The sequence below is a fragment of the Pseudomonas sp. MYb60 genome, assembly GCF_002979555.1.
Taxonomy (GTDB): domain Bacteria; phylum Pseudomonadota; class Gammaproteobacteria; order Pseudomonadales; family Pseudomonadaceae; genus Aquipseudomonas.
Genome location: NZ_PCOZ01000010.1, coordinates 124,334 through 147,914 on the forward strand (window position 1 = coordinate 124,334; position 23,581 = coordinate 147,914).

25 protein-coding genes are annotated in these 23,581 nt (G+C 60.1%); 3 read left to right on the forward strand and 22 right to left on the reverse strand.

Annotated features, from left to right (window positions below):
• Nucleotide 1 precedes the first annotated feature (1 nt).
• On the forward strand, nt 2-823 hold the full coding sequence (locus tag CQ041_RS18190) for a M23 family metallopeptidase (RefSeq protein WP_105523882.1): 822 nt from the start codon (nt 2-4) through the stop codon (nt 821-823).
• 323 nt (nt 824-1,146) lie between these two features.
• Nucleotides 1,147-2,826 (forward strand): 2-isopropylmalate synthase, encoded by a 1,680-nt coding sequence (leuA, locus tag CQ041_RS18200; RefSeq protein ID WP_105523884.1) that lies wholly within the window; start codon nt 1,147-1,149, stop codon nt 2,824-2,826.
• Nucleotides 2,827-3,010: 184 nt separating this feature from the next.
• On the opposite strand, the gene CQ041_RS18205 is transcribed toward leuA, so the two are convergent.
• The 21 genes from CQ041_RS18205 to trmJ all read right to left on the reverse strand — a co-directional run bounded on the left by CQ041_RS18205 (nt 3,011) and on the right by trmJ (nt 21,888).
• On the reverse strand, nt 3,011-3,802 hold the full coding sequence (locus CQ041_RS18205) for an amidohydrolase (RefSeq protein ID WP_105523885.1): 792 nt from the start codon (nt 3,800-3,802) through the stop codon (nt 3,011-3,013).
• Nucleotides 3,790-4,938, reverse strand: a complete 1,149-nt coding sequence (locus CQ041_RS18210) for a pyridoxal phosphate-dependent aminotransferase (RefSeq protein ID WP_105523886.1) — start codon at nt 4,936-4,938, stop codon at nt 3,790-3,792. Before CQ041_RS18210 ends, CQ041_RS18205 begins: the two co-directional genes overlap by 13 nt.
• Before the next feature lie 121 nt (nt 4,939-5,059).
• Nucleotides 5,060-6,529 carry a ribosome biogenesis GTPase Der gene (gene der, locus CQ041_RS18215; protein WP_105523887.1) on the reverse strand — a complete coding sequence of 490 codons (1,470 nt, stop codon included), beginning with the start codon at nt 6,527-6,529 and terminating at the stop codon, nt 5,060-5,062.
• A gap of 204 nt (nt 6,530-6,733) precedes the next feature.
• Nucleotides 6,734-7,885, reverse strand: coding sequence for an outer membrane protein assembly factor BamB (gene bamB, locus CQ041_RS18225; protein WP_105523889.1), 1,152 nt, complete (start codon nt 7,883-7,885; stop codon nt 6,734-6,736).
• A complete protein-coding gene (locus tag CQ041_RS18230; protein WP_105523890.1) occupies nt 7,878-8,519 on the reverse strand; it encodes a tetratricopeptide repeat protein in 642 nt (213 codons plus the stop codon). The genes bamB and CQ041_RS18230 overlap by 8 nt, the downstream gene beginning before the upstream one ends.
• A 41-nt stretch (nt 8,520-8,560) precedes the next feature.
• Nucleotides 8,561-9,850 (reverse strand): histidine--tRNA ligase, encoded by a 1,290-nt coding sequence (hisS, locus tag CQ041_RS18235; RefSeq protein WP_105523891.1) that lies wholly within the window; start codon nt 9,848-9,850, stop codon nt 8,561-8,563.
• A 21-nt stretch (nt 9,851-9,871) separates the two neighbouring features.
• The gene (gene ispG, locus CQ041_RS18240; RefSeq protein ID WP_003175952.1) at nt 9,872-10,981 is read right to left on the reverse strand and encodes a flavodoxin-dependent (E)-4-hydroxy-3-methylbut-2-enyl-diphosphate synthase; all 1,110 of its coding nucleotides are present in this window, start codon (nt 10,979-10,981) and stop codon (nt 9,872-9,874) included.
• 2 nt (nt 10,982-10,983) lie between these two features.
• Complete coding sequence (locus CQ041_RS18245; RefSeq protein WP_105523892.1) at nt 10,984-11,964, reverse strand: RodZ family helix-turn-helix domain-containing protein; 981 nt, start codon at nt 11,962-11,964, stop codon at nt 10,984-10,986.
• The gene (gene pilW, locus CQ041_RS18250) at nt 11,964-12,722 is read right to left on the reverse strand and encodes a type IV pilus biogenesis/stability protein PilW (RefSeq protein WP_105523893.1); all 759 of its coding nucleotides are present in this window, start codon (nt 12,720-12,722) and stop codon (nt 11,964-11,966) included. The genes CQ041_RS18245 and pilW overlap by 1 nt, the downstream gene beginning before the upstream one ends.
• Nucleotides 12,723-12,734: 12 nt before the next feature.
• Nucleotides 12,735-13,883 (reverse strand): 23S rRNA (adenine(2503)-C(2))-methyltransferase RlmN, encoded by a 1,149-nt coding sequence (gene rlmN, locus CQ041_RS18255; protein WP_105523894.1) that lies wholly within the window; start codon nt 13,881-13,883, stop codon nt 12,735-12,737.
• Between the two features lie 29 nt (nt 13,884-13,912).
• Entirely contained in the window at nt 13,913-14,338 is a 426-nt protein-coding gene (gene ndk, locus CQ041_RS18260) for a nucleoside-diphosphate kinase (RefSeq protein WP_003175956.1), read from the reverse strand.
• 92 nt (nt 14,339-14,430) lie between these two features.
• A complete protein-coding gene (gene iscX, locus CQ041_RS18265) occupies nt 14,431-14,631 on the reverse strand; it encodes a Fe-S cluster assembly protein IscX (RefSeq protein ID WP_034100428.1) in 201 nt (66 codons plus the stop codon).
• A 14-nt stretch (nt 14,632-14,645) separates the two neighbouring features.
• On the reverse strand, nt 14,646-14,987 hold the full coding sequence (gene fdx, locus CQ041_RS18270; protein WP_105523895.1) for an ISC system 2Fe-2S type ferredoxin: 342 nt from the start codon (nt 14,985-14,987) through the stop codon (nt 14,646-14,648).
• Nucleotides 14,988-14,990: 3 nt separating this feature from the next.
• Nucleotides 14,991-16,853, reverse strand: a complete 1,863-nt coding sequence (gene hscA / locus CQ041_RS18275; RefSeq protein ID WP_105523896.1) for a Fe-S protein assembly chaperone HscA — start codon at nt 16,851-16,853, stop codon at nt 14,991-14,993.
• A gap of 53 nt (nt 16,854-16,906) precedes the next feature.
• On the reverse strand, nt 16,907-17,428 hold the full coding sequence (gene hscB, locus CQ041_RS18280) for a co-chaperone HscB (RefSeq protein ID WP_105523897.1): 522 nt from the start codon (nt 17,426-17,428) through the stop codon (nt 16,907-16,909).
• A gap of 8 nt (nt 17,429-17,436) precedes the next feature.
• Entirely contained in the window at nt 17,437-17,760 is a 324-nt protein-coding gene (gene iscA / locus CQ041_RS18285) for an iron-sulfur cluster assembly protein IscA (RefSeq protein WP_003175963.1), read from the reverse strand.
• 28 nt (nt 17,761-17,788) lie between these two features.
• Nucleotides 17,789-18,175: a Fe-S cluster assembly scaffold IscU gene (gene iscU / locus CQ041_RS18290; RefSeq protein WP_010207899.1), complete on the reverse strand. Its 387-nt coding sequence runs from the start codon at nt 18,173-18,175 to the stop codon at nt 17,789-17,791.
• 99 nt (nt 18,176-18,274) lie between these two features.
• Complete coding sequence (locus tag CQ041_RS18295) at nt 18,275-19,489, reverse strand: IscS subfamily cysteine desulfurase (protein ID WP_105523898.1); 1,215 nt, start codon at nt 19,487-19,489, stop codon at nt 18,275-18,277.
• Nucleotides 19,490-19,539: 50 nt separating this feature from the next.
• Complete coding sequence (gene iscR, locus CQ041_RS18300) at nt 19,540-20,031, reverse strand: Fe-S cluster assembly transcriptional regulator IscR (RefSeq protein ID WP_003194020.1); 492 nt, start codon at nt 20,029-20,031, stop codon at nt 19,540-19,542.
• A gap of 301 nt (nt 20,032-20,332) precedes the next feature.
• Nucleotides 20,333-21,115 carry a serine O-acetyltransferase gene (cysE, locus tag CQ041_RS18305; protein WP_105523899.1) on the reverse strand — a complete coding sequence of 261 codons (783 nt, stop codon included), beginning with the start codon at nt 21,113-21,115 and terminating at the stop codon, nt 20,333-20,335.
• Between the two features lie 2 nt (nt 21,116-21,117).
• Complete coding sequence (gene trmJ, locus CQ041_RS18310) at nt 21,118-21,888, reverse strand: tRNA (cytosine(32)/uridine(32)-2'-O)-methyltransferase TrmJ (protein ID WP_105523900.1); 771 nt, start codon at nt 21,886-21,888, stop codon at nt 21,118-21,120.
• Nucleotides 21,889-22,033: 145 nt separating this feature from the next.
• On the opposite strand from trmJ, the gene suhB reads away from it, so the two are divergent.
• A complete protein-coding gene (gene suhB / locus CQ041_RS18315) occupies nt 22,034-22,849 on the forward strand; it encodes an inositol-phosphate phosphatase (RefSeq protein ID WP_003175971.1) in 816 nt (271 codons plus the stop codon).
• A 145-nt stretch (nt 22,850-22,994) separates the two neighbouring features.
• On the opposite strand, the gene CQ041_RS18320 is transcribed toward suhB, so the two are convergent.
• On the reverse strand, nt 22,995-23,537 hold the full coding sequence (locus CQ041_RS18320; protein ID WP_105523901.1) for a glycine zipper 2TM domain-containing protein: 543 nt from the start codon (nt 23,535-23,537) through the stop codon (nt 22,995-22,997).
• Between the last annotated feature and the right edge of the window lie 44 nt (nt 23,538-23,581).

The following is a 23,581-nucleotide window of genomic DNA, read 5'->3' on the forward strand; positions in this document are numbered from 1 at the left end:
GATGCCACGTCTATTTAGCCTGTTGATGTTGCTGTGCCTCGCCGTTAACGCTCATGCCGACAGCTACATCACCCGCACCTTGAACAAACCGGTGCCGGGCGGTGTGGCAGTGGTCGACCTGGGCCCTTCGGCGGCCGCGCCGAAAGCCACGTACCAGGGCAAGCCGGTACTGGTGGTGAAGGAGCAGGACAACTGGCTGGCCATCGTCGGTATCCCGCTGACGGTCAAACCCGGTAATGAGCGCATCAGCAGCGGCGGGCGCACGCTGCCGTTTATCGTCGGCTACAAGAAGTATCCGGAACAGCGCATCACCTTGAAGAACAAAAGCCAGGTCAACCCGGAACCGGCGCAGCTCAAGCGCATCGAGTCGGAGCTGGCGGTGCAGATCAAGGCCTACCGAAGTTTCAGCCCGAACCTGCCGAGCAACCTGGTGCTGGATAAACCGGTGAATGGACCGCTGTCGAGCAAGTTTGGCGTGCGCCGCTTCTTCAACGGCGAAGAACGCAACCCTCACTCGGGCCTGGACTTCGCCGTCCCCGCCGGCACGCCGATCAAGACGCCGGCCAATGGCAAGGTAATCCTGGTGGGCAACTACTTCTTCAACGGCAACACCGTGTTCGTCGACCATGGCCAAGGTTTTATCAGCATGTTCTGCCATATGTCGAAGATCGACGTGAAGGTCGGCGACACACTCACCCGAGGTGCCGTTGTCGGCAAAGTGGGTGCCACAGGCCGCGCGACCGGGCCGCATATGCATTGGAACGTCAGCCTGAACGATGCGCGGGTCGATCCGGCGATCTTTATCGGCGCGTTCCAACCCTGATCGACACGATTGCGCGCCAGCCAAATGGCGCGCAATAAAAACAGGCCCTGGAAAGATTCCTAACCATAAAATCCTGTTTTCTCAGCCCACAGCAGAAATTATCTCAATTTTTCTCGACTGCTTGCCATCTTTCACCCCGACGGTTAGGGTTGAGCTTATGAAAACCTCTCACACCCTCATTCAGCTCCGCCAGCACCGCAGCCTGTGCCTCGTCAGCGCACGACTGCCAAGCTGAATCGATCTGCCTCGTCCCGCGTTTTATCCCCAATAACAGTTCCACGGCAGGCCGCCTTTTCTCGGCCCCTACAACAAAGGATTTCCCGATGAGCATGCTCAAAGACCCGTCTTCGAAGTACCGCGCGTTCCCGACCATCGACATCCCGGACCGCACCTGGCCGTCGAAGACCATCACCGAAGCGCCGATCTGGTGCAGCTCCGACCTGCGTGATGGCAACCAGTCGCTGATCGAGCCGATGGATGCGGTGAAAAAGCTGCGCTTCTGGAAGACCCTGGTAGCGGTCGGCGTGAAGGAAATCGAAGCGTCGTTCCCGGCCGCATCGCAAACTGACTTCGACTTCGTGCGTACCCTGATCGAAGATGGCCACATCCCCGAGGACACCACCATCCAGGTGCTGACCCAGGGCCGTGAAGACCTGATCGCGCGCACGTTCGAATCCCTGCGCGGTGCCAAGAAGGCTATCGTGCACCTGTACAACGCCACCTCGCCGTCGTTCCGCCGCATCGTGTTCAACCAGGACAAGGACGGCATCAAGGCCATCGCGGTCAATGCCGCCAAGCTGTTCGTCAAGTACGCTGCGCAGCAGCCGGAAACCCAGTGGACCTTCGAATACTCCCCGGAGACGTTCAGCGCGACCGAGCTGGAGTTCGCCAAGGAAGTCTGCGACGCGGTAATCGAGGTGTGGAACCCGACGCCTGAGCACAAGATGATCCTCAACCTGCCGGCCACCGTGGAATGCGCCACGCCGAACATCTATGCCGACCAGATCGAGTGGTTCGGTCGTCATATCAACCGTCGTGACAGCGTGATCATCAGCTTGCACACGCATAACGACCGTGGCACTGGCGTGGCCGCTACCGAGCTGGGCCTGATGGCCGGCGCCGACCGTGTCGAAGGCTGCCTGTTCGGCAATGGCGAGCGCACCGGCAACGTCGACCTGGTCACCGTAGCCCTGAACATGTACACCCAGGGCCTCGACCCGCAGCTGGACTTTTCCGACATCGACGGCGTGCGCAAAGTCGTCGAGGAGTGCAACCAGATCCAGGTGCACCCACGCCACCCTTACGTGGGCGATCTGGTGCACACCGCGTTCTCGGGCTCTCACCAGGATGCGATCCGCAAAGGTTTCTCCCAGCAGAAAGACGATGCGCTGTGGGAAGTACCGTACTTGCCGATCGACCCGGCCGACATTGGCCGCAGCTACGAAGCCGTGATCCGCGTGAACAGCCAGTCGGGCAAGGGCGGCATCGCCTACCTGCTGGAACAGGAATACGACATCAGCCTGCCGCGCCGCATGCAGATCGAGTTCAGCCAGGTGGTACAGGCCGAAACCGACCGCGTGGGCCTGGAGATGACAGCACCGCAGATCTACGCCTTGCTGCAGCGTGAATACCTGCAAGCCAACACGCCGTACGCGCTGGTCAGCCATCGCCTGCAGGAAGAGAACGGCAACAGCGCCGTCGAGGTCGAAGTGTCGAGCAAAGGCCAGGGCGAAACCAACCTGCACTGGAAAGGCAAAGGCAACGGCGCACTGGAAGCGCTGGTGGCGGGTTTGCCGATTGGCGTGGAGATCATGGACTACAACGAACATGCGATCGGTGCGGGCACCAACGCCAAGGCCGCCGCGTACATTGAGCTGCGTGTGAACGGTGAGCGTCCGGTGCATGGCGTGGGCATTGATGAAAACATCACCACCGCCAGCTTCAAGGCGCTGTTCAGTGCGCTGAACCGCTCGTTGAGCCAGCAGGAAGCCAAGGCGGCGTAACTAGACACTGAAATGCTAAAGGCCCCTGGGTGTGAGTCCAGGGGCCTTTTTTTGGATTTAGATTTGTGTTGTCTTAAATGGCCTCATCGGGGGCAAGCCCCCTCCCACACTTGACTGTGTTCACAAGGTGAAATGTGTAAACCCAATCCAGTGTGGGAGGGAGCTTGCTCCCGATGGCGGTCTGTCAGACAAACTCAAAAGTGTCGGCATCCAGATTCGCCGGAAACCGCGTGCGATACGCCGCCAGCTCCGCCGCATCCAGGCACACTTGAAACACCCCGTCCGCCTCCCCCGCACTCAGCAAGGTTTCACCCTGGAAGTCCAGAACCTGGCTGTCACCGGTGTAGGCAAAGCCTTTGCCATCTGTACCAACCCGATTCACCGCCGCCACATAGCACAGGTTTTCGATAGCCCGCGCCGGCAGCAGACGGTTCCAATGCAGGCGACGCGCCCCCGGCCAGTTGGCGGTGTACAGCAGCAGGTCGGTGTCCTGGGCATCGCGACTCCACACCGGGAAGCGCAGGTCGTAGCAAATCAGTGGGCGGATACGCCAGCCTTTCAACTCGAACTGCACCTGACGCTCGCCAGGTGTGTAGTGGTCATGCTCACCCGCCATGCGAAACAGGTGACGTTTATCGTAGTGCAACACCTCACCATCCGGCCGCGCCCACAGCAGGCGATTGCGATGGCTGCCGTCGGCGGCCTGGATGATCACACTGCCGGTGATCACCGCGTTGTATTTCGCCGCCTGAGCCTGAAGCCAGGTGTGGGTCGGGCCGTGTTCGGGTTCGGCCAAGGTGGCCGACTCCATGGAGAACCCGGTGGTGAACATCTCCGGCAGCACGATCAGGTCGGCACCCCTGGCCTGCTCCAGCAGCCACTCGAAGTGATCCAGATTGGCCTGGCGGTCGTGCCAGGCCAGGGTGGTCTGGACCAAGGCGATGTTCAGATTCGGCAATTCACTCAGATCACGCATAGTTTTTCCGCCGCCTGGCGCAGCGTTTCCTCACGTTTGGCAAAGCACAGGCGCACCAGGCGCTGGCCTTGGGGTGGGGTCTGGTAGAACACCGAGACCGGAATCGTCGCCACACCGTGCTCGCGGGTCATCCACAGGGACATGGCGACGTCATCCAGGTCCGGGCGGATCTGTGAGTAATCCACCAGTTGGAAGTAGGTGCCGCTCACGCGGGTGAAGCTGAAACGTGACGGTGCCAACAGATCGCAGAACAGGTCACGCTTGGCCTGGTAGAACGCCGGCAGTTCCTCGACGTGCTCCGGATGCTCAGCCATGAAGTCGGCCAGCGCGTATTGCAGCGGTGTCACACCGCAGAAATTGACGTACTGGTGCACCTTGCGCAGTTCGGCGGTGAGGGCCGGTGGCGCGACGACATAGCCGGTTTTCCAGCCGGTGACGTGGTAGGTCTTGCCGAAGGAGCTGACTACGAAGGCGCGTTGATAGAGCTCTTCGTGGGCCAATACGCTCACGTGGGGCACGCCGTCGAAGACAAGGTGCTCATAGACTTCATCGCTGACCAAGTAGACATCGCGGTCGCGGATCAACTCGGCCAATTGGTCCAGCTCGGTGCGGCTGATCAAGGCACCTGTGGGGTTGTGCGGGGTATTGAGAATGATCATGCGCGTGCGCGGTGACAGCGCCGCCTTGATCTTCTCGAAGTCGAGGGCAAAGCCGTTCAGGCTCAGTTGCACATGTACACAACGACCGCCGGCCAGCTCCACCGAGGGCTCATAGCTGTCGTAGCAGGGATCGAACACGATGACTTCATCGCCACTGCGGATCACCGCCTGGATCGCGCAAAAGATCGCCTCGGTGGCGCCAGGGGTGATGGTCACTTCACTGTCGGCATTGACGGTCGCGCCGTAACTGCGGGCGATCTTGGCGGCCACCTGCTGCCGCAGCACCGGCAGGCCGGTCATAGGCGCATATTGGTTGTGACCGAGGGCGATGTGCTTGCCCACCGCGTCGAGCAAAGCCTGGGGGCCATTGAAGTCCGGGAAACCCTGGGACAGGTTGAGCGCGCCGGTTTCGGCAGCAAGTTGCGACATGGTGGTGAAAATGGTCGTGCCGACATTCGGCAGCTTACTGGTGATCATCGAAAGGCCCCTGCAGGTGAGCCCCAAGTTTTAAGCTGCCAACTGCACCGGGTCAAGGCACAAACCACCGCGCACAAAAAAGGGCTCCATAGGAGCCCTCTCTCACAACGTGAAGCAGCGGTTATTTCTTGTCACGGCGCTTCTTGTCGGCCTTCTTGTGGTGAGTCATCAAACGACGCTTCTTGTTCACCTGACGGTCAGTCAGCGTGTTCTTGTTGCCTTCGTATGGGTTCTCGCCACCCTTGAACTCGATACGGATCGGCGTACCGACCAGCTTCAAGACACGGCGGTAAGTGTTTTCCAGGTAACGCACGTAGGACTTCGGCACCTTCTCGATCTGGTTACCGTGGATCACGATAATCGGCGGGTTGGCACCACCCAAGTGAGCATAACGCAGCTTGATCCGGCGGTTGTTGACCATCGGCGGTGCGTGCTCGCCAACGGCGTCTTCCAGGATCTGGGTGAGACGGTTGGTCGGCCAGCGGGTGACCGCGGACTTGAACGAGTTCTGTACGGAGGCGTAGAGGTTGCCCACGCCGGTGCCGTGCAGTGCCGAGATGAAGTGGATGTCGGCGAACTCAACGAAGAACAGGCGACGCTGCAGCTCGATCTTGACGAAATCGCGCTCGCTCGGCGTCATGCCGTCCCACTTGTTGATCGCGATCACCAGTGCCCGACCGGCTTCCAGAGCAAAGCCCAGCAAGTTGAGGTCGTGGTCCACCACGCCTTCGCGGGCGTCCATCACGAAGATCACCACGTTGGCGTCTTTGATCGCCTGCAGGGTTTTCACCACGGAGAACTTTTCAACTTCTTCGTGGATCTTGCCGCGCTTGCGCACACCGGCGGTGTCGATCAGCGTGTACTTTTCCTCGTTGCGTTCGAACGGGATGTAGATGCTGTCGCGGGTGGTGCCGGGTTGGTCGTAGACGATGACGCGGTCTTCACCGAGCATGCGATTGACCAGCGTCGACTTGCCAACGTTCGGGCGGCCGATGATGGCGATCTTGATACCGTCTTTTTCGCTCGGGCCAGGAATGCGCTTGGCTTCCTCACCTTCGGCGACGATTTCTTCTTCGCCCTCTTCTTCTTCGGCGTCATCCTTCGGGAAATCGCGCAGGGCGATTTCCAGCATTTGGGTGATACCGCGACCGTGAGCACCGGCGACCGGGATCGCGTCGCCCAGGCCCATCGGGCTGAATTCGGCACGGGCCGCTTCAGGATCGATGTTGTCGATCTTGTTCGCGACCAGATAGGAACGTTTGTTGCGCTTGCGCAGGTGCTCGCCAATCATTTGGTCAGCAGCGGTGTAGCCCGCACGGGCGTCCACCAGGAACAACACGACATCGGCTTCCTCAATGGCCAGCAGCGACTGCTCGGCCATTTTTTCGTCCATGCCATGCTCGTCACCGGAGATACCACCGGTGTCGACAATAATGTAGGAGCGCCCTTGCCACTTTGCCTCACCGTATTGGCGATCACGGGTCAGACCGGACAAGTCGCCGACGATGGCGTCGCGAGTCCTGGTCAGGCGGTTGAACAAGGTGGACTTGCCGACGTTAGGTCGGCCCACCAGGGCAATTACGGGAACCATGCGGCTCTCCACTTCGTTATTTCAGAAAATACAAAAGCCGCTGCAGGGCAGCGGCTGGTGCTCGACTGTAGGAGTGAGCTTGCTCGCGAAAAACGCAAAGGCACCGCGATTATTCAGACAGCACGCGTTATCGTTAACGATTTTCGCGAGCAAGCTCGCTCCTACAGGTGAAGCTGCTTGAAGGTTACGCCACAAGCATAGTTCTTACTTGACGGTAAGGGCTTCCAGCTTGCCGCTGTTGCCATACACATAAAGCATGTTACCCACGACCAGCGGACGGGCACGCAGGCCGTCGCTGTCGATTCGTTCACGACCAACAAAACGACCGTCCACCTGGCTCAGCAGGTGCAGGTAGCCTTCGAAGTCGCCGACGGCCACGTAGCTGGAGAACACTTCCGGTGCCGACAACTGGCGGCGAGCCAGGGAGTCGTTGGTCCACAGCGCGGTAGTGGAACGCTCGTCGACACTTTCAACGGTGCCGGACGCCAGGCTTACGTAGACGCTGCCAAACCCTTGGGCGACACCGGCGTAGCTGGAAGCATCACGCTGCCAGTTCACACGGCCGCTCTGCAGGTCCAGTGCCGCAACACGGCCCTGGTAAGTAGCGACGTAGAGGGTTTCACCGGACAGCAACAGGCCGCCGTCGATGTCCACGACGCGATCCAGTTCGGAACGACCTTGCGGGATAGCCACGCGGGTCTCCCACGCCGGCACACCGTTCTGGGTGTCGAGGGCGACTACTTTACCGGTCGACAGGCCTGCAACCGCCAGGTTATTGGTCACAATCGGACCACTGGTACCGCGCAGGGTCAACACCGCTGGTGTGCTGTCGTACAACCAACGCTGTTCGCCAGTGCTGGCGTCGAGGCCGATCACACGGTCGTCCTGGGTTTGCACCACGACGATATCGCCGTTGGTGGCAGGCGGTGCAAGGACTTCACTGGTCACGCGAGCGCGCCATTTCTCTTCACCGGTGCTGGAATCCAGCGCCACGACTTCGCCCTTGAGCGTGCCGAGCATGACCATGCCGTAACCCACGCCTACCGCGCCGGACACAGGCAAATCGAGATCCTTGGACCACTTCACGTCGCCGTTCATGCGGTCCATGGAGGTCACGACGCCGGTCACGTCGGCGGCCACAATGTTGTCACCGTCGATAGCCGGCACCAGCATGTTGTAGGTGTCACCCTGACCGTCACCGATCGAGCGGCTCCACTGCTTTTGCAGGACCACTTCTTCCTTGAAGCTGGTCAGCTCCGCAGGCGGCAGTTCTTTCTTGCTGTTGCTGCTGCAACCCGCGGCCAGAACGGCCAGAGCCAGCAATGCTGCATGTTTCCAACGGATCACGTCACGCATCCCCTTTGGCCAAGTCGTCCAGCTTGATTTGTAAGCCACCGACCGCTGCTTCATCAGACAGCGCAGCCTTGGCTTTTTGGTACGCAGCATTGGCTTCGTCGGTACGACCCAATTGGACCAACAGGTCGCCCTTGAGCTCTTCGCGAGTGGCTACAAATGCCTTGTCAGCATCGCCGTCGAGCAGTTTGAGTGCGTCGTCAGCCTTGTTTTGTGCCGCCAGTACCTGAGCCAGGCGCTGACGTGCGATTTCACCCAGAGTCGGGTTGGTCGGCTTGTCGGCAATGGCCTTCAGTTCGGTGGCGGCGTCATCCAGCTTGCCGGTGTCGACCGCGACTTTCGCGACGAACAGGCTGCCGTATTGGGCGTAGGTGGTACCGCCGAATTCGTTTTTCAGCTTGCTGGCCAGGTCTGCAACCCGCGCAGGGTCGGGCTTGCCGTCCGGCGTCAGCGTGGTTTCCAGCAATTGCTGATAGAGCACCGAGGCGCCTTGGGACTGGTTGGCCTGGTACTTGGTCCATGCTTGCCAGCCGAACACCACCACTAAAGCCAGCAGGCCGCCAGTGACCAGGGGCTTGCCGTTACGCTGCCACCAGTCCTTGAACTCGGCCAGTTGCTCATCATCAGTACTCGACACCCCAATACTCCTTAATCGCTAAATTCGGCTGTTCGACAGCTTCAACCCTGCACGGCGCAGGTGGCCAAGTGCGCAGCGAGCGCATCAAAGGCAATGTTCTGTTGCTCGCCCTGGCCACGCAGGGGTTTGAAACCTATCACTTGCTGGGCCAGTTCGTCATCGCCGAGGATCAGTGCATACAGTGCACCGCTCTTGTCAGCCTTCTTGAACTGGCTCTTGAAACTGCCGGCGCCGGCATTGACCTGCAGGCGCAGGTTCGGCAGCTGGTCGCGGACCTTTTCGCTCAAGGCCAGGGCGGCCAGTTCGGCAGCCTCGCCGAAGGCGCAAAGGTACACATCCACCTGACGGGAGATTTCTTCCGGCACCTTCTCCAGGGTTTCCAACAGCAGGATCAGCCGCTCGATGCCCATGGCAAAGCCCACGCCGGTAGTCGGCTTGCCGCCCATTTGCTCGACCAGGCCGTCGTAGCGGCCACCGGCACACACGGTGCCCTGAGCGCCGAGTTTGTCGGTGACCCACTCGAACACGGTCTTGCTGTAGTAATCCAGGCCGCGCACCAGTTTGGTGTTGATCACAAATGGAATACCGGCCGCTTCCAGTCGAGCCTTGAGGCCCTCGAAGTGGATGCGCGACTCGTCGTCCAGGTAGTCGGCCATTTTCGGCGCGTCGACCAGCACGGCCTGGGTATCGGCGTTCTTGGTATCAAGGACGCGCAGCGGGTTGGTCTTCAGACGGCGCTGGCTGTCTTCGTCCAATTTGTCCAGGTGGGCAGACAGGTACTCGACCAGAGCCACTTTATAGCGGCCACGGGACTCGCTGGTGCCCAGGCTGTTGAGCTCAAGCTTGACCGCGTCGCGGATGCCCAACAGGCCCCATAGGCGCCAGGTCAGCACGATCAGCTCGGCGTCGATGTCCGGACCGTCGATGTTGAACACTTCCAGGCCGATCTGGTGGAACTGGCGATAACGGCCTTTCTGCGGACGCTCGTGGCGGAACATCGGGCCGATGTACCACAATTTCTGCGGCTGGCCAGCACCCGTGAGGCCATGCTCGAGCACGGCGCGTACGCACGCGGCAGTGCCTTCCGGACGCAGGGTCAGGGAGTCGCCGTTGCGGTCTTCAAAGGTGTACATCTCTTTTTCGACGATGTCGGTCACTTCACCGATGGAACGCTTGAACAGCTCGGTGAATTCCACGATCGGCATGCGGATCTGCTTGTAACCGTAGTTATCCAGCAGGCGCGCGACCGTGTTTTCGAAGTAGCGCCACAGTGGCGTCTGCTCCGGCAGGATGTCGTTCATGCCACGAATGGCTTGCAGAGACTTGCTCACATCAAATCCTTAAATTCGTTCTTAGCCGCGCGCGATGAGCGCTGCGTCAGCCGCGACCTTCTCGGCCGCTTTCTCGCGGATCAGCTTTTCAAGCTCGTCCACCAGATTGTCATTCGTCAATTTCTGCGACGGCTTGCCGTCGATGTAGATCAGGTTCGGTGTACCGCCGGTCAGGCCCACATGGGCTTCCTTGGCTTCGCCCGGCCCGTTGACCACGCAACCGATGACCGCGACATCCAGCGGCACCAGCAGGTCTTCAAGGCGCAGTTCAAGGTCGTTCATGGTTTTCACCACGTCGAAGTTCTGCCGCGAGCAGCTCGGGCAGGCAATGAAGTTGATGCCACGGGAGCGCAGACGCAGGGATTTGAGAATGTCGTAACCGACTTTCACTTCTTCCACAGGGTCTGCCGCCAGGGAGATGCGGATAGTATCGCCAATCCCTTCGGCGAGCAGCATACCGAGACCCACCGCAGATTTCACTGTGCCTGAGCGTAAACCGCCGGCTTCAGTGATACCCAGGTGCAGCGGCTGCACGATTTCCTTGGCCAGCAGGCGGTAGGCTTCCACCGCCATGAACACGTCCGAAGCCTTTACGCTGACCTTGAAGTCCTGGAAATTCAGGCGTTCGAGGTGTTCAACGTGGCGCAGCGCCGACTCGACCAGCGCCGCCGGGGTAGGCTCGCCGTATTTTTTCTGCAGGTCTTTTTCCAGCGAGCCGGCGTTGACGCCGATGCGGATTGGAATGCCACGGTCGCGAGCCGCATCAACCACCGCACGCACACGGTCTTCACGACCGATGTTGCCCGGGTTGATACGCAGGCAGTCCACACCCAGTTCGGCGACGCGCAGGGCGATCTTGTAGTCGAAATGAATGTCGGCCACCAAGGGCACCTTGACCAGCTGCTTGATGCGGCCAAACGCTTCGGCAGCGTCCATATCCGGCACCGAGACGCGCACGATATCCACGCCGGCCGCTTCCAGACGATTGATCTGGGCAACGGTGGCGGCCACATCATTGGTGTCGCTGTTGGTCATGCTCTGTACCGCGATGGGGGCATCGCCGCCCACCGGTACGGAGCCGACCCAGATCTTGCGCGATACGCGACGTTTGATTGGAGATTCGCCGTGCATGACTATTGTCCCAACTTCAGGCGAGCGGTCTCGCCACTGGTGAACGGCGCCACGTCTACAGGCTGGCCGTTGTAGGCCACTTGCGCGCCACGGGCGAAGCCCAGACGCAGCGTCAAAGGAGGTTTGCCGCCCTGGTCGAGCGTATCTCCCTTACGCTTCAGACCACTGAACAGCACTTTGCCGTTGCCATCGGTAACCTGCGTCCAGCAGTCAGCGATGAAGGTGATTTGCACGCGGCCATCACCGGCGATCAACCCAGGGGTGGTGGGCGCAGAGATCGCAGGAGCGGCCGGGGTTGCGGGAGCAGGAGCAGCGGGTGCCGGCGCTGCAGGCGTCTGGCCCTGGGTCACAGGCGCGACAGGCGCGGTGGGCACGGCTGCAGTGGCGGTGTTGCCGGGTGCGGTTTCCGGCACGGGTTGTTCAGTGGCGACCGGCGCTTCAGGCGCAGCCTGGCCCTCGGCAACGGCCTGGTCTTCCGGCTCGTCCAGCGGGTGGATCTGGGTGGTGCCGTCGGCGCTTTCGACCTCGACGTGCTCCATGGCGTTGCTGGTCAAGTCCTTGTTGCGCTGGGAAGTCTGGTCTTGCCACCAGACAAAGCCGCCGCCAATCACGGCGATCAGCAGCAACAGGCTGACGATACGCAGGATCGTGTGGGAGACCCGCACCGGCTCTTCGATACGACCCAAGCCATGGACGTTGCTGCCCTGGGAGTCGGTGCCGGTGAATTGATCGAATTCCTGGACCAGTACGGCCTGGTCGATACCCAGCAACTTGGCGTAGGCACGGATATAGCCCCGGGCGAAGGTATGCCCGGGCAGCTTGTCAAACGCGCCAGCCTCGAGATTGGCCAGGGATGTGCTGGTCAAATTGAGCTTGAGCGCCACTTCTGCCAGCGACCAACCATTGCTTTCGCGGGCCTGACGCAAGGTGTCGCCTGGGTTTACGCGATTAGCTGCTACAACTTCCGGGTGCGCCGCTTTCATCATTGCTCCGACAGGTATTGCTGATATTCCGGCGTACCGGGATAGAGTCGTTCGAGTTGCTGGCCAATTCGTGCGGCCGTGTCGCGTTCTTCATGAACCGTCGCCAGGCGCACACCAAGCAATAGACTACGTGCATTTTGCCCACTGAGCAGGCTAAAACGCTCGTAATAGTCCCGTGCCGGCACATAATGCCTGTCTTCGTAGGACAACTCAGCCATTTCGAGCAAGGCCCGAGGCTGGCGACCATTCAAATGCAGGGCTTTTTCCAGCTGCTGGCGGGCGCTGTCGCGCTGGCCGAGGCGTATCGAGGTCACCCCAAGGTTCTCGAACACACGGGAACGCTCAGGATAAAGGGTATCGGCGCTGGCTTGCTGGAAATAAAGGGCAGCCTGGTCGTAACGTTTCTGCTCGAACAGAAAGCTGCCGTAATTGTTCAGCAACCGCGGGTCGGCAGGTCGTGCGGCCAGGGCCTTGTGGAAATACCGCTGGGCGAGTTCCGGCTCGGCCTGGGCCTGGAACACCAAGGCCAGGGCAGCGTTGGCGTCGGCATCGTCGCCGTCCAGTTCGAGGGCCTTCTTCAACGGCACCTTGGCCTGCTCGCTCATGCCTTGCTGCAAGTAACCCAAGCCCAGTTGCACATAGGCAACCCGCGCCTCGTCACGGCCTTTACCGGTTTGCATCGGGCTGTCATGGCCCGATGAAACACAACCCGCCGCGAGGCCGGTAACAAGCAAAAGCAGCGCAAGGCGCAAGGGCATAGAGATCCTCTCTCAGATTCGATTCACAGCAATCAGCGGCAAATCGTCGGCGGCGCTCACTTCGCGTCCGGCGATATAGCGCTCGCTGCGGCGGGTGCGGTCCATCACCTGCCCTACCAATTGGCCACAGGCGGCGTCGATGTCTTCACCACGGGTGGTGCGGACAGTGACGTTGTAACCGGCCTGGTGCAGTTGATCCTGGAAACGGCGAATGGCGTTGTTGCTCGGCCGCTCGTAGCCAGAATGCGGAAACGGGTTGAACGGGATCAGGTTGATCTTGCACGGGGTGTTCTTGAGCAACTCGATCATCTCTACCGCGTGCTCGACCTTGTCGTTGATGTCCTTGAGCAGGGTGTACTCGACGGTCAACACGCGTTTCTCGCCCAAGGTCGCCATGTAACGCTGGCAGGACTCGAGCAGCATCTTAAGCGGATACTTCTTGTTGATCGGCACCAATTGGTTACGCAATGCGTCATTCGGTGCGTGCAGCGACAACGCCAGGGAGACGTCGATGTGCTTGGCCAGCTCATCGATCATCGGTACCACGCCGGAGGTCGACAGGGTCACGCGGCGCTTGGAAATGCCGTAGCCCAGGTCGTCCATCATCAGGTGCATGGCCGAGATGACGTTGTCGAAGTTCAGCAGCGGCTCACCCATGCCCATCATCACCACGTTGGTGATGGCACGGTCGACGGTCGCCGGGACGCTGCCAAAGGATTTGTTGGCAATCCATACCTGGCCGATGACTTCGGCGGCGGTAAGGTTGCTATTGAAGCCTTGCTTGCCGGTGGAGCAGAAACTGCAATCCAGGGCACAGCCTGCCTGGGACGAAACGCACAAGGTGCCGCGTTTGCCCTGGGGAATGTACACGGTCTCGACGCAGCTGCCGGACGCCACGCGCACCACCCACTTACGGGTGCCGTCGCTGGAGATGTCCTCGCTGACCACTTCCGGACCACGGACCTCAGCAATGGCCTTGAGCTTGTCGCGCAGGGCCTTGCTGACGTTCGTCATGGCGTCGAAATCATCGACGCCAAAGTGGTGAATCCATTTCATTACCTGACCGGCACGGAAACGCTTCTCCCCGATTGAGTCGAAGAATTTCTCCATTTCCGGCTGAGTCAGACCCAGCAGGTTGGTTTTAACAGTCGATGTAGTCATGGATTCACCCTCACTCTTTAAGCCGATGCTTAGCGAGCGGTTACTTCAGTAGCAGCGAAAAAGTACGAGATTTCGCGAGCAGCGGCAGCTTCGGAGTCCGAGCCGTGTACAGCGTTGGCGTCGATGGATTCAGCGAAGTCAGCACGGATAGTGCCGGCAGCAGCTTCTTTAGGGTTGGTAGCGCCCATCAGCTCACGGTTCAGAGCGATAGCGTTTTCGCCTTCCAGTACCTGAACAACAACAGGACCGGAGATCATGAAGGCAACCAGGTCGCCGAAGAAACCACGAGCGCTGTGCTCAGCGTAGAAGCCTTCAGCTTCAGCCTTGGACAGTTGCTTGAGTTTCGAAGCTACAACCTTCAGGCCGGCTTTTTCGAAACGAGTGGTGATCTCGCCGATGACGTTTTTTGCAACAGCGTCAGGCTTGATGATGGAGAAAGTACGTTGAACAGCCATGGTGTAACTCCAGAAACGGTAATTTACGAAAAATTAAACCCGCGAATTATACGCGGGTTATTGGGTATTGCCTAACTGCGTAAAAAGGCGGCTCAGTCTGCTTCTTCGATCCACAGGCCTTGAATCGCCTCCAGGACCTTTTCGCCACCCCGGTCCGGGACGTCGTCGAAGTCCGGCAGTTCCAGCACCAGATTGCGCAACTTGACGAAGTTGACCGTCAGAGGATTGACCTCAGGATGGGCTTCCGCAAGTTGTATAGCGATTTCTTGTACATCAACCCATTTCAGGCTCATGACATTTCCTTGAATCAGTGCGGCGCTTCGGCGGCATGGTTGAGGGAATATTTCGGAATTTCGACGGTGATGTCTTGCGTTCCGACCTTTGCCTGACAGCTTAGGCGCGAATGCGCCTCCAGGCCCCACGCGCGGTCCAGAAAGTCTTCTTCCAGCTCGTCAGCCTCTTCCAGCGTATTGAAACCCTCGCGGATGATGCAGTGACAGGTGGTGCAGGCGCACACACCGCCACAGGCGCTTTCGATCTCGATATGGTTGTCATGGGCAACTTCGAGGATGGACTTGCCGGTCTCAGCCTCCACGACCATACCGTCCGGGCAATGCTCGGCGTGTGGCAGAAAAATGACCTGCGGCATTAATTATTCCTCGATTTCATTCAGGTTGCGTCCCGCCAGGGCGGCTTTTACCGTCTGGTCCATACGGCGGGCGGCAAAGGCATCGGTCACTTGCGACAGACGCTTGGTCTGCTGCTCGATGGCAAAACCATCGGTACCCTTCATCAGTTCGGCCAGCTCCTGCATCTGCAGATCGATGACCAGGCGTTCTTCGACGTCCAGCAGGCGCTCGCCGTCGACATCCAGTGCGCCTTGCACGGCTTCGAGCAGCCGCTGGGCGTCAACTTGCTGCTCACGCAATACGCGGGCGACCTTGTCGTCACCGGCATATTGGAACGAGTCCTTGAGCATCTTGGCGATTTCGCCGTCGGTGAGGCCGTAAGACGGCTTGACCTGGATGCTGGCCTCAACGCCTGAACCCAGTTCGCGCGCAGCCACGTTCAGCAGGCCATCGGCGTCAACCTGAAAGGTCACGCGGATCTTCGCCGCACCGGCCACCATCGCCGGGATGCCGCGCAATTCGAAGCGCGCGAGGGAGCGGCAGTCGCTGATCAGCTCGCGCTCGCCTTGCAGCACGTGGATCATCATGGCCGTCTGGCCATCTTTGTAAGTGGTGAAATCCTGGGCGCGAGCGACGGGAATGGTGGTGTTGCGTGGAATCACCTTCTCCATCAAGCCGCCCATGGTTTCCAGCCCCAAGGACAGCGGAATCACGTCGAGCAGCAGCAATTCGCCGCCATCGCGCTTGTTGCCGGCCAGGGTATCGGCCTGAATCGCAGCGCCAATGGCGACCACTTGATCCGGGTCGATTTCTGTCAGTGGCTGGCGACCGAAGGCGTCGGCGACAGCTTCACGCACACGCGGTACGCGGGTGGAGCCACCGACCATGACCACGGCGCCGACGTCTTCCAGCTCGATACCGGAATCCCGCACGGCACGGCGGCAGGCTTTCAAGCTGCGGGCGACCATCGGCTCGATCAACGCATCGAAGGCTTCGCGCGTCAGTTGGGCTGACCAAGTGCCGTAGGAAACTTCAACGGTTGCTGCATTCGTCAGCGCTTCTTTAGCGGCGCAGGCCGTTTGCAGCAGGTTGCGCTGCGCACCCGGATCCAGATCGGCCGACAAGCCGGCGCTGCTGATGATCCAGCCCGCGATGGCGTGGTCGAAGTCATCGCCACCCAGGGCGCTGTCGCCACCGGTGGCCAGCACTTCAAAGACACCGCCGGTGAGGCGCAGGATTGAAATATCGAAGGTGCCGCCGCCCAGGTCATAAATGGCGACCAGGCCTTCCGCATGCTGGTCCAGGCCATAGGCCACGGCAGCAGCAGTCGGCTCATTGAGCAGGCGCAGCACGTTGAGGCCTGCGAGTTTCGCGGCGTCCTTGGTGGCCTGGCGCTGAGCGTCATCGAAATAAGCCGGCACGGTAATCACCGCCCCCACCAGCTCACCGCCCAGGGTATTTTCGGCGCGCTGGCGCAGGACCTTGAGGATATCGGCCGACACTTCCACCGGGCTTTTCGGGCCCTGGATGGTGTCGATGAACGGCATATGAGACTGACCGCCGACAAAGCGATACGGCAACTGGTCGCCCAATTGCTTGACGTCGGACAGACCACGACCCATCAAGCGTTTGACCGACAGCACGGTGTTAAGGGGATCGGTAGACGCTGCCAGCTTGGCTGATTCACCGACTTCGGTGCGATCGGCGTGGTAGCGCACGGCGGACGGCAGGATCACCTGGCCATCGGCGTCGGGCAGCGGCTCGGACAGGCCACTGCGCAAGGCAGCGACCAGGGAATTGGTGGTGCCCAGGTCAATCCCGACCGCCAGACGACGCTGGTGCGGTTGAGGGCTTTGGCCGGGTTCGGCGATTTGCAGTAGGGCCATGGTAATCAGGTCTTATCTGTCTATCAGGCGTGCATCACGGGCAGCACACGGGGTTAATCGTCGAGGCGCTCTTCTAGCTGGCGCACTTCGTAGGTGAGCTTGTCGAGAAACTGCATGCGCCGCATCAGGCGTTCGGCCTGTTCGCGCTGCGCTGCGTCATCCCAACAGGCTGCGAAGCTTTCGTTGAGCTCATCCTGGGCCGTTTTCAGACGACGCTTGAAGACTGCGACACCGGCCAGATCGGCTTCGTCCTGCAAGTCTTCGAGTTCTTCGCGCCACTGCATCTGCTGCATCAGGAAGTCGGGGTCATGCACCGTGACTTCAAGCGGCAGCTCTCCACCGTTCATCGCGAGCAGATAACGCGCGCGCTTGGGCGGATTTTTCAGGGTCTGATAAGCCTCGTTGAGGCTGGCCGACTTCTCCAGAGCGACGCGTTGCTCGCGCTCGGTGGCGTCAGCAAAACGGTCTGGATGCACCCCACGCGCCAACTCTCGATAGCGCGTGGCAAGCTGCTCAAGGTCCAGCCGAAAGCTCGGCTGCAGCTCGAATAAAGCGAAATGACAAGGAGTACCCACGGATAGCCTCAGATGTTGAAGCTTTCGCCGCAGCCACACTCACCGCGCACGTTGGGGTTGTTGAACTTGAAGCCTTCGTTCAACCCTTCCTTGACGAAATCGAGTTCGGTGCCGTCCAGGTAGGTCAGGCTTTTAGGGTCGATGATCACTTTCTCGCCGTGACTCTCGAACACCTGGTCTTCTGCCACCACCTCGTCGACGAACTCCAGCACATAGGCAAGGCCGGAACAGCCCGTGGTGCGAACACCCAGACGAATCCCCTCACCTTTACCGCGCCCATTCAGGGAGCGGCGAATGTGCTGCGCAGCCGCTTCTGTCATGCTGATAGCCATCGTTGACTCCTTACTCGTCGCCAAATGCTTAGATCAAGCCTTTCTTCTGCTTGTAGTCGCGAACGGCCGCCTTGATGGCGTCTTCAGCGAGTACGGAGCAGTGGATTTTCACTGGCGGCAGGGCCAGTTCTTCGGCCAGTTGGGTGTTGCTGATGGTGACAGCCTCATCCAGGGTCTTGCCTTTCATCCATTCGGTCGCCAGGGAGCTGGAGGCGATGGCCGAACCGCAGCCGTAGGTCTTGAACTTGGCGTCTTCGATAACGCCGTTGTCGTTGACCTTGATCTGCAGGCGCATCACATCGCCGCACGCCGGGGCGCCGACCATGCCGGTGCCGACATCTGGGTCTTCCGCGTCCATCTTGCCGACGTTACGCGGGTTTTCGTAGTGGTCGATGACCTTTTCGCTGTAAGCCATGGTACTGAATCCTCACTCATCAGGGCCGCTCTGGAACCCTGTAGAAACGCCTGCGTATTCCGCCACGTTGCTACAGAGCTGGGGTGGCGGCTTCTATATTTAGTGTGCCGCCCACTCGATCTTGGAAATGTCGACACCGTCTTTGTACATGTCCCACAGCGGCGACAGAACGCGCAGCTTGTTGACGGCCTCGCAGACTTTCTGCGCAGCGTAATCGACTTGCTCTTCGGTGGTGAAACGGCCGAACGTAAAGCGGATCGAGCTGTGTGCCAGTTCGTCGTTGCGGCCCAGGGCGCGCAGTACGTACGAAGGCTCAAGGGACGCCGAGGTGCAGGCCGAACCGGACGAAACCGCCAGGTCCTTGAGCGCCATGATCAGCGACTCGCCTTCAACGTAGTTGAAGCTCAAATTCAGGTTGTGCGGTACACGGGCGGTCATGCTGCCGTTGATGTACAGCTCTTCAAGGTTCTCGACCTGCTTGTAGAAGCGATCGCTCAGAGCCTTGATGCGGACGTTTTCGGCAGCCATGTCTTCCTTGGCTACGCGGAAGGCTTCGCCCATGCCAACGATCTGGTGGGTCGCCAGGGTGCCCGAACGCATGCCGCGCTCGTGACCGCCGCCGTGCATGCCGGCTTCGATGCGCACACGTGGCTTGCGGCTCACGTACAGGGCGCCGATGCCCTTGGGGCCGTAAGTCTTGTGGGCAGAAAACGACATCAGGTCGACTTTCAGCTTCGACAGGTCGATGTCGACCTTGCCGGTGGACTGGGCAGCATCGACGTGCAGCAGAATACCCTTGGAGCGGGTCAATTCGCCGATCGCTTCGATATCGTTGATGGTGCCGATTTCGTTGTTCACGTGGATCACGGAAACCAGGATGGTGTCTTCACGCAGGGCCGCTTCGATCATGGCCGGGGTGACGATACCGTCGGTGGTCGGCTCGAGGTAGGTGACCTCGAAACCTTCACGCTCCAGTTGGCGCATGGTGTCGAGGACAGCCTTGTGCTCAATCTTGGTGGTGATCAGGTGCTTGCCTTTGGTCGCGTAGAAATGCGCCGCGCCCTTGATAGCCAGGTTGTCGGACTCGGTAGCACCGGAGGTCCAGACGATTTCGCGTGGATCGGCGTTGACCAGGTCGGCGACTTGGCGACGAGCGTTCTCGACCGCTTCCTCGGCTTTCCAGCCGAATACGTGGGAACGGGAGGCTGGGTTGCCGAAGTTTCCGTCAACCAGCAGGCATTCGCTCATCTTTTGCGCGACACGCGGATCAACCGGGGTGGTCGCAGAGTAATCAAGGTAAATCGGCAATTTCATGGACTTTCTCCTAAATCAGGCTGGCTGGCGTGCCGTTAGCTCTTCGGCTGTCACTCGACGGCGGACGCTTCGATCTTGTCCAGACGCGGCGCCTTGGTGTTGCAACGGCGCTGGTCCTGACGCTGGGCTACTTCTTGCACCTCACGGCGAGTCACAAGATCAGCCAAGCTGATACCACTCAAAAACTCATGGATCTGCAGGCTCAAGTCACACCACAGGTGGTGTGTCAGGCAGGTGTCGCCAGCGTGGCAATCACCCAGACCCTGGCACTTGGTGGCATCGACGGATTCGTTGACCGCATCGATGACCTGGGCAACCTGGATGCCCTGCATATCGCGGGACAACTGGTAGCCACCCCCCGGCCCACGCACGCTGGACACCAGATTGCTACGACGCAATTTGGCGAACAACTGCTCAAGATAGGACAGGGAAATGCCTTGGCGCTCGGAGATATCGGCCAGGGACACCGGCCCAGTTTGCGCGTGCAAGGCCAAGTCAAGCATGGCGGTCACCGCGTATCGGCCTTTTGTAGTCAGTCTCATGGACAATTACCAAGGTGTTTCAGAATGTGGGCAAGTATGCGATTCCCGAGTATTTAAGTCAACTATAAGACCTAGTACTTTAGTCAGGATTACCCGTAGAAAGGGCGCCGAATAATAGCAGGATCGGGCGGGATGGACCAGCGAGAACAGGGCCAAGCCGGGATTCCGAGACCAGTGGAGGTCAAAATGTGGGAGGGGGCTTGCCCCCGATAGCGGTGGATTAGTCAATAAATGTAGCGGCTGACACATTGCCATCGGGGGCAAGCCCCCTCCCACAGGGATTTGCGCTGAGCTCGAGACGTTAGCCTGCCTTGGTCGCGGTTTCGTTCTTGATCTCGGCGAAGTCTTCTTCCCGCAGCTCAGGCAGATCCTTGGCGCAGTAGCTGCTGCCCAGCTCTTTCAGCGCGCCGCACATGCCGTCCAACTTGCCATCTACCGCCTGCAAATGGTCGAGCAATTGGCCAATGGCCCGCGCCACCGGGTCGGGCATGTCTTCGCTGACGCCGTAGGCGTCGAAGCCAATCTTCTCGGCCATGGCTTTGCGCTTGGCCTCCTGCTCGTCACCCACTTCCGGCTTGACGATGATTCGGCCAGGAATACCCACAACGGTCGCACCGGGCGGCACAGCCTTGGTTACCACGGCATTGGAACCGACTTTGGCGCCTGCGCCCACAGTGAATGGACCGAGCACCTTAGCGCCCGCCCCTACCACCACACCGTCTTCCAGCGTTGGATGGCGCTTGCCTTTGTTCCAGCTGGTGCCCCCCAGGGTTACGCCTTGATACAGGGTTACGTCGTCGCCGATTTCAGCAGTCTCGCCAATAACGATGCCCATGCCATGATCGATGAAGAAGCGACGCCCCACCTTGGCACCCGGGTGAATCTCGATGCCGGTCATCCAGCGACCGAAGTTCGACACCAGCCGCGCCAGCCATTTCCAACCCATGCCCCACAGAGCGCCGGACAGGCGATGAATCCAGATGGCGTGCATGCCCGGGTAGCAGGTCAGCACTTCAAAGGCGTTGCGCGCCGCCGGGTCTCGGTGGAATACACTTTGGATATCTTCTCGCAAACGCTCGAACATTTTTAATCCTTCCGCTTTAGAAGCTCGCCACGGGCCGCTTTCTGGGTTTCCGTGAGGATGCCACGCAATATGTTCATTTCCGCCCGACTGACCGAGCTGCGCCCGTACAAGCGACGCAGGCGCGCCATCAAGTGCCGTGGTTTTTCCGGATCGAGGAACTCGATGGCCACCAGGGTTTGCTCCAGGTGCTCATAGAATCGCTCCAGCTCGTCCATGGTGGCCAATTCGCCACTCTTGGTCGATGCGACCTCTTCCTTCTCCACCTTGCTCGGCTGGCCAGCCGCTGCCAGCCAGGCCATGCGCACTTCGTAGGTCAACACCTGCACCGCTGCCCCCAGGTTCAGCGAGCTGAACTCCGGGTCTGAGGGGATGTGCACGTGGTAATGACATCGCTGCAACTCGTCATTGGTGAGGCCGGAGTCTTCACGGCCGAATACCAAGGCGATTTCAGCGCCGCCGGCAGCTTCTTCCACCACCTTGGTGCCGCACTCGCGCGGATCCAGCAGCGGCCAGGGGATACGACGGTCGCGGGCACTGGTGCCCAGCACCAGGTTGCAGCCGACCAACGCGTCTTCCAGGGTGGCGACGACCTGGGCTTTTTCCAGGATGTCATTGGCACCGGACGCACGAGCATCAGCCTCGTGGTGCGGGAACACGCGAGGTTCGACCAGCACCAACCGCGTCAGGCCCATGTTTTTCATGGCTCGCGCCACCCCGCCGATATTGCCGGGATGACTGGTATTGACCAAGACGACACGAATGTTTTGCAGCACGGGAGGCGTTCTCGGACACGGGAAAGGGGTTCAAATCTTACAGAACAGCCTAAGGTTATGCCATGAAAGCTAACGTCGTCCTTCACCTGAAGAAAGTTTCTGCTAGAATGCCCGGCTTTCTTTAACAACCTTAGGTGACACATCCATGCAGCCCATGCTGAATATCGCGCTGCGCGCCGCCCGCAGCGCCAGTGAATTGATCTTCCGCTCCATCGAGCGCCTGGATACCATCAAGGTCGACGAAAAAGACGCCAAGGATTACGTATCCGAGGTGGATCGCGCCGCCGAACAGAAAATCATCGACGCACTGCGCAAGGCCTACCCTACCCACGGCATCCTCGGTGAAGAAACCGGCCTGCACAAAGGTAGCGGCGAAGGCGAAGACTATCTGTGGATCATCGACCCACTGGATGGCACCACCAACTTCCTGCGCGGCATCCCGCACTTTGCCGTGAGCATCGCGTGCAAATACCGTGGTCGCCTGGAACACGCCGTTGTTCTCGACCCTGTCCGCCAGGAAGAATTCACCGCCAGCCGTGGTCGAGGCGCCCAGTTGAACGGCCGTCGCTTGCGCGTCAGCGGTCGCACCAGCCTGGACGGCGCCCTGCTGGGCACCGGCTTCCCGTTCCGTGACGACCAGATGGACAACCTGGAAAACTACCTGGGCATGTTCCGTGCCCTCGTGGGCCAGACTGCCGGCATTCGCCGCGCGGGTGCAGCGAGCCTGGACCTCGCCTACGTGGCTGCCGGTCGCTTCGATGCATTCTGGGAGTCGGGCCTGTCCGAGTGGGACATGGCTGCAGGCGCGCTGCTGATCCAGGAAGCTGGCGGCCTGGTAAGCGACTTCACCGGTGGTCACGACTTCCTTGAAAAAGGCCACGTCGTTGCCGGCAACACCAAGTGCTTCAAGGCAGTCCTGACGGCGATCCAGCCGCACCTGCCGGCTTCGCTGAAGCGCTAAGCGAGCGAGCACAAAAAAAGCACCCTTCGGGGTGCTTTTTTTTGCCTGGGATCTGGATAACCCCAAGCCCACCTGAGCTGAACACAATCCAAGGCGGGAGCTGGCTTGCCTGCTCCCACATTTTCGACCCGCGCCAGGTGCGGGACTATTGCTGATTCTGGCCCAGGATCAGACGACCCTCTTTGTCCACAGGGATCTGGCTACCTGGGTCGCGTTCCATCCGCACAGTGCCTTCCTTGCCATCCAGGTTGTAACGCACGTCATAACCCACGACCTTGTCGCTGATGTCATTGACGGTGTTACAACGGGTTTGCGTGGTGGTGTAGGTATCGCGGTTCTGCATGCCTTCCTGAACCTTGTTACCGGCGTAACCGCCACCGACTGCACCCGCCACCGTGGCGAGCTTCTTGCCATTACCGCCACCGATCTGGTTACCGAGCAGGCCGCCCGCCAGGGCTCCTACGACCGTACCGGCGATCTGATGTTGATCCTGCACCGGACGCTGCCGGGTCACTGCGACGTCCTTGCAGACCTCGCGAGGGGTTTTGATCTGGGTTTTGACCGGCTGAACCGCCAGTACTTGCGCATACTCAGGGCCGCTTTTTACCAGGCTGTAGGTGGCAACAGCACCCCCGGCAGTCACACCGACAGCACCCAATACCGCACCAACCAGCAACGACTTGTTCACGTGAACCTCCTGACCATCACAAGCGGACCGAAACGTCCGCGCTA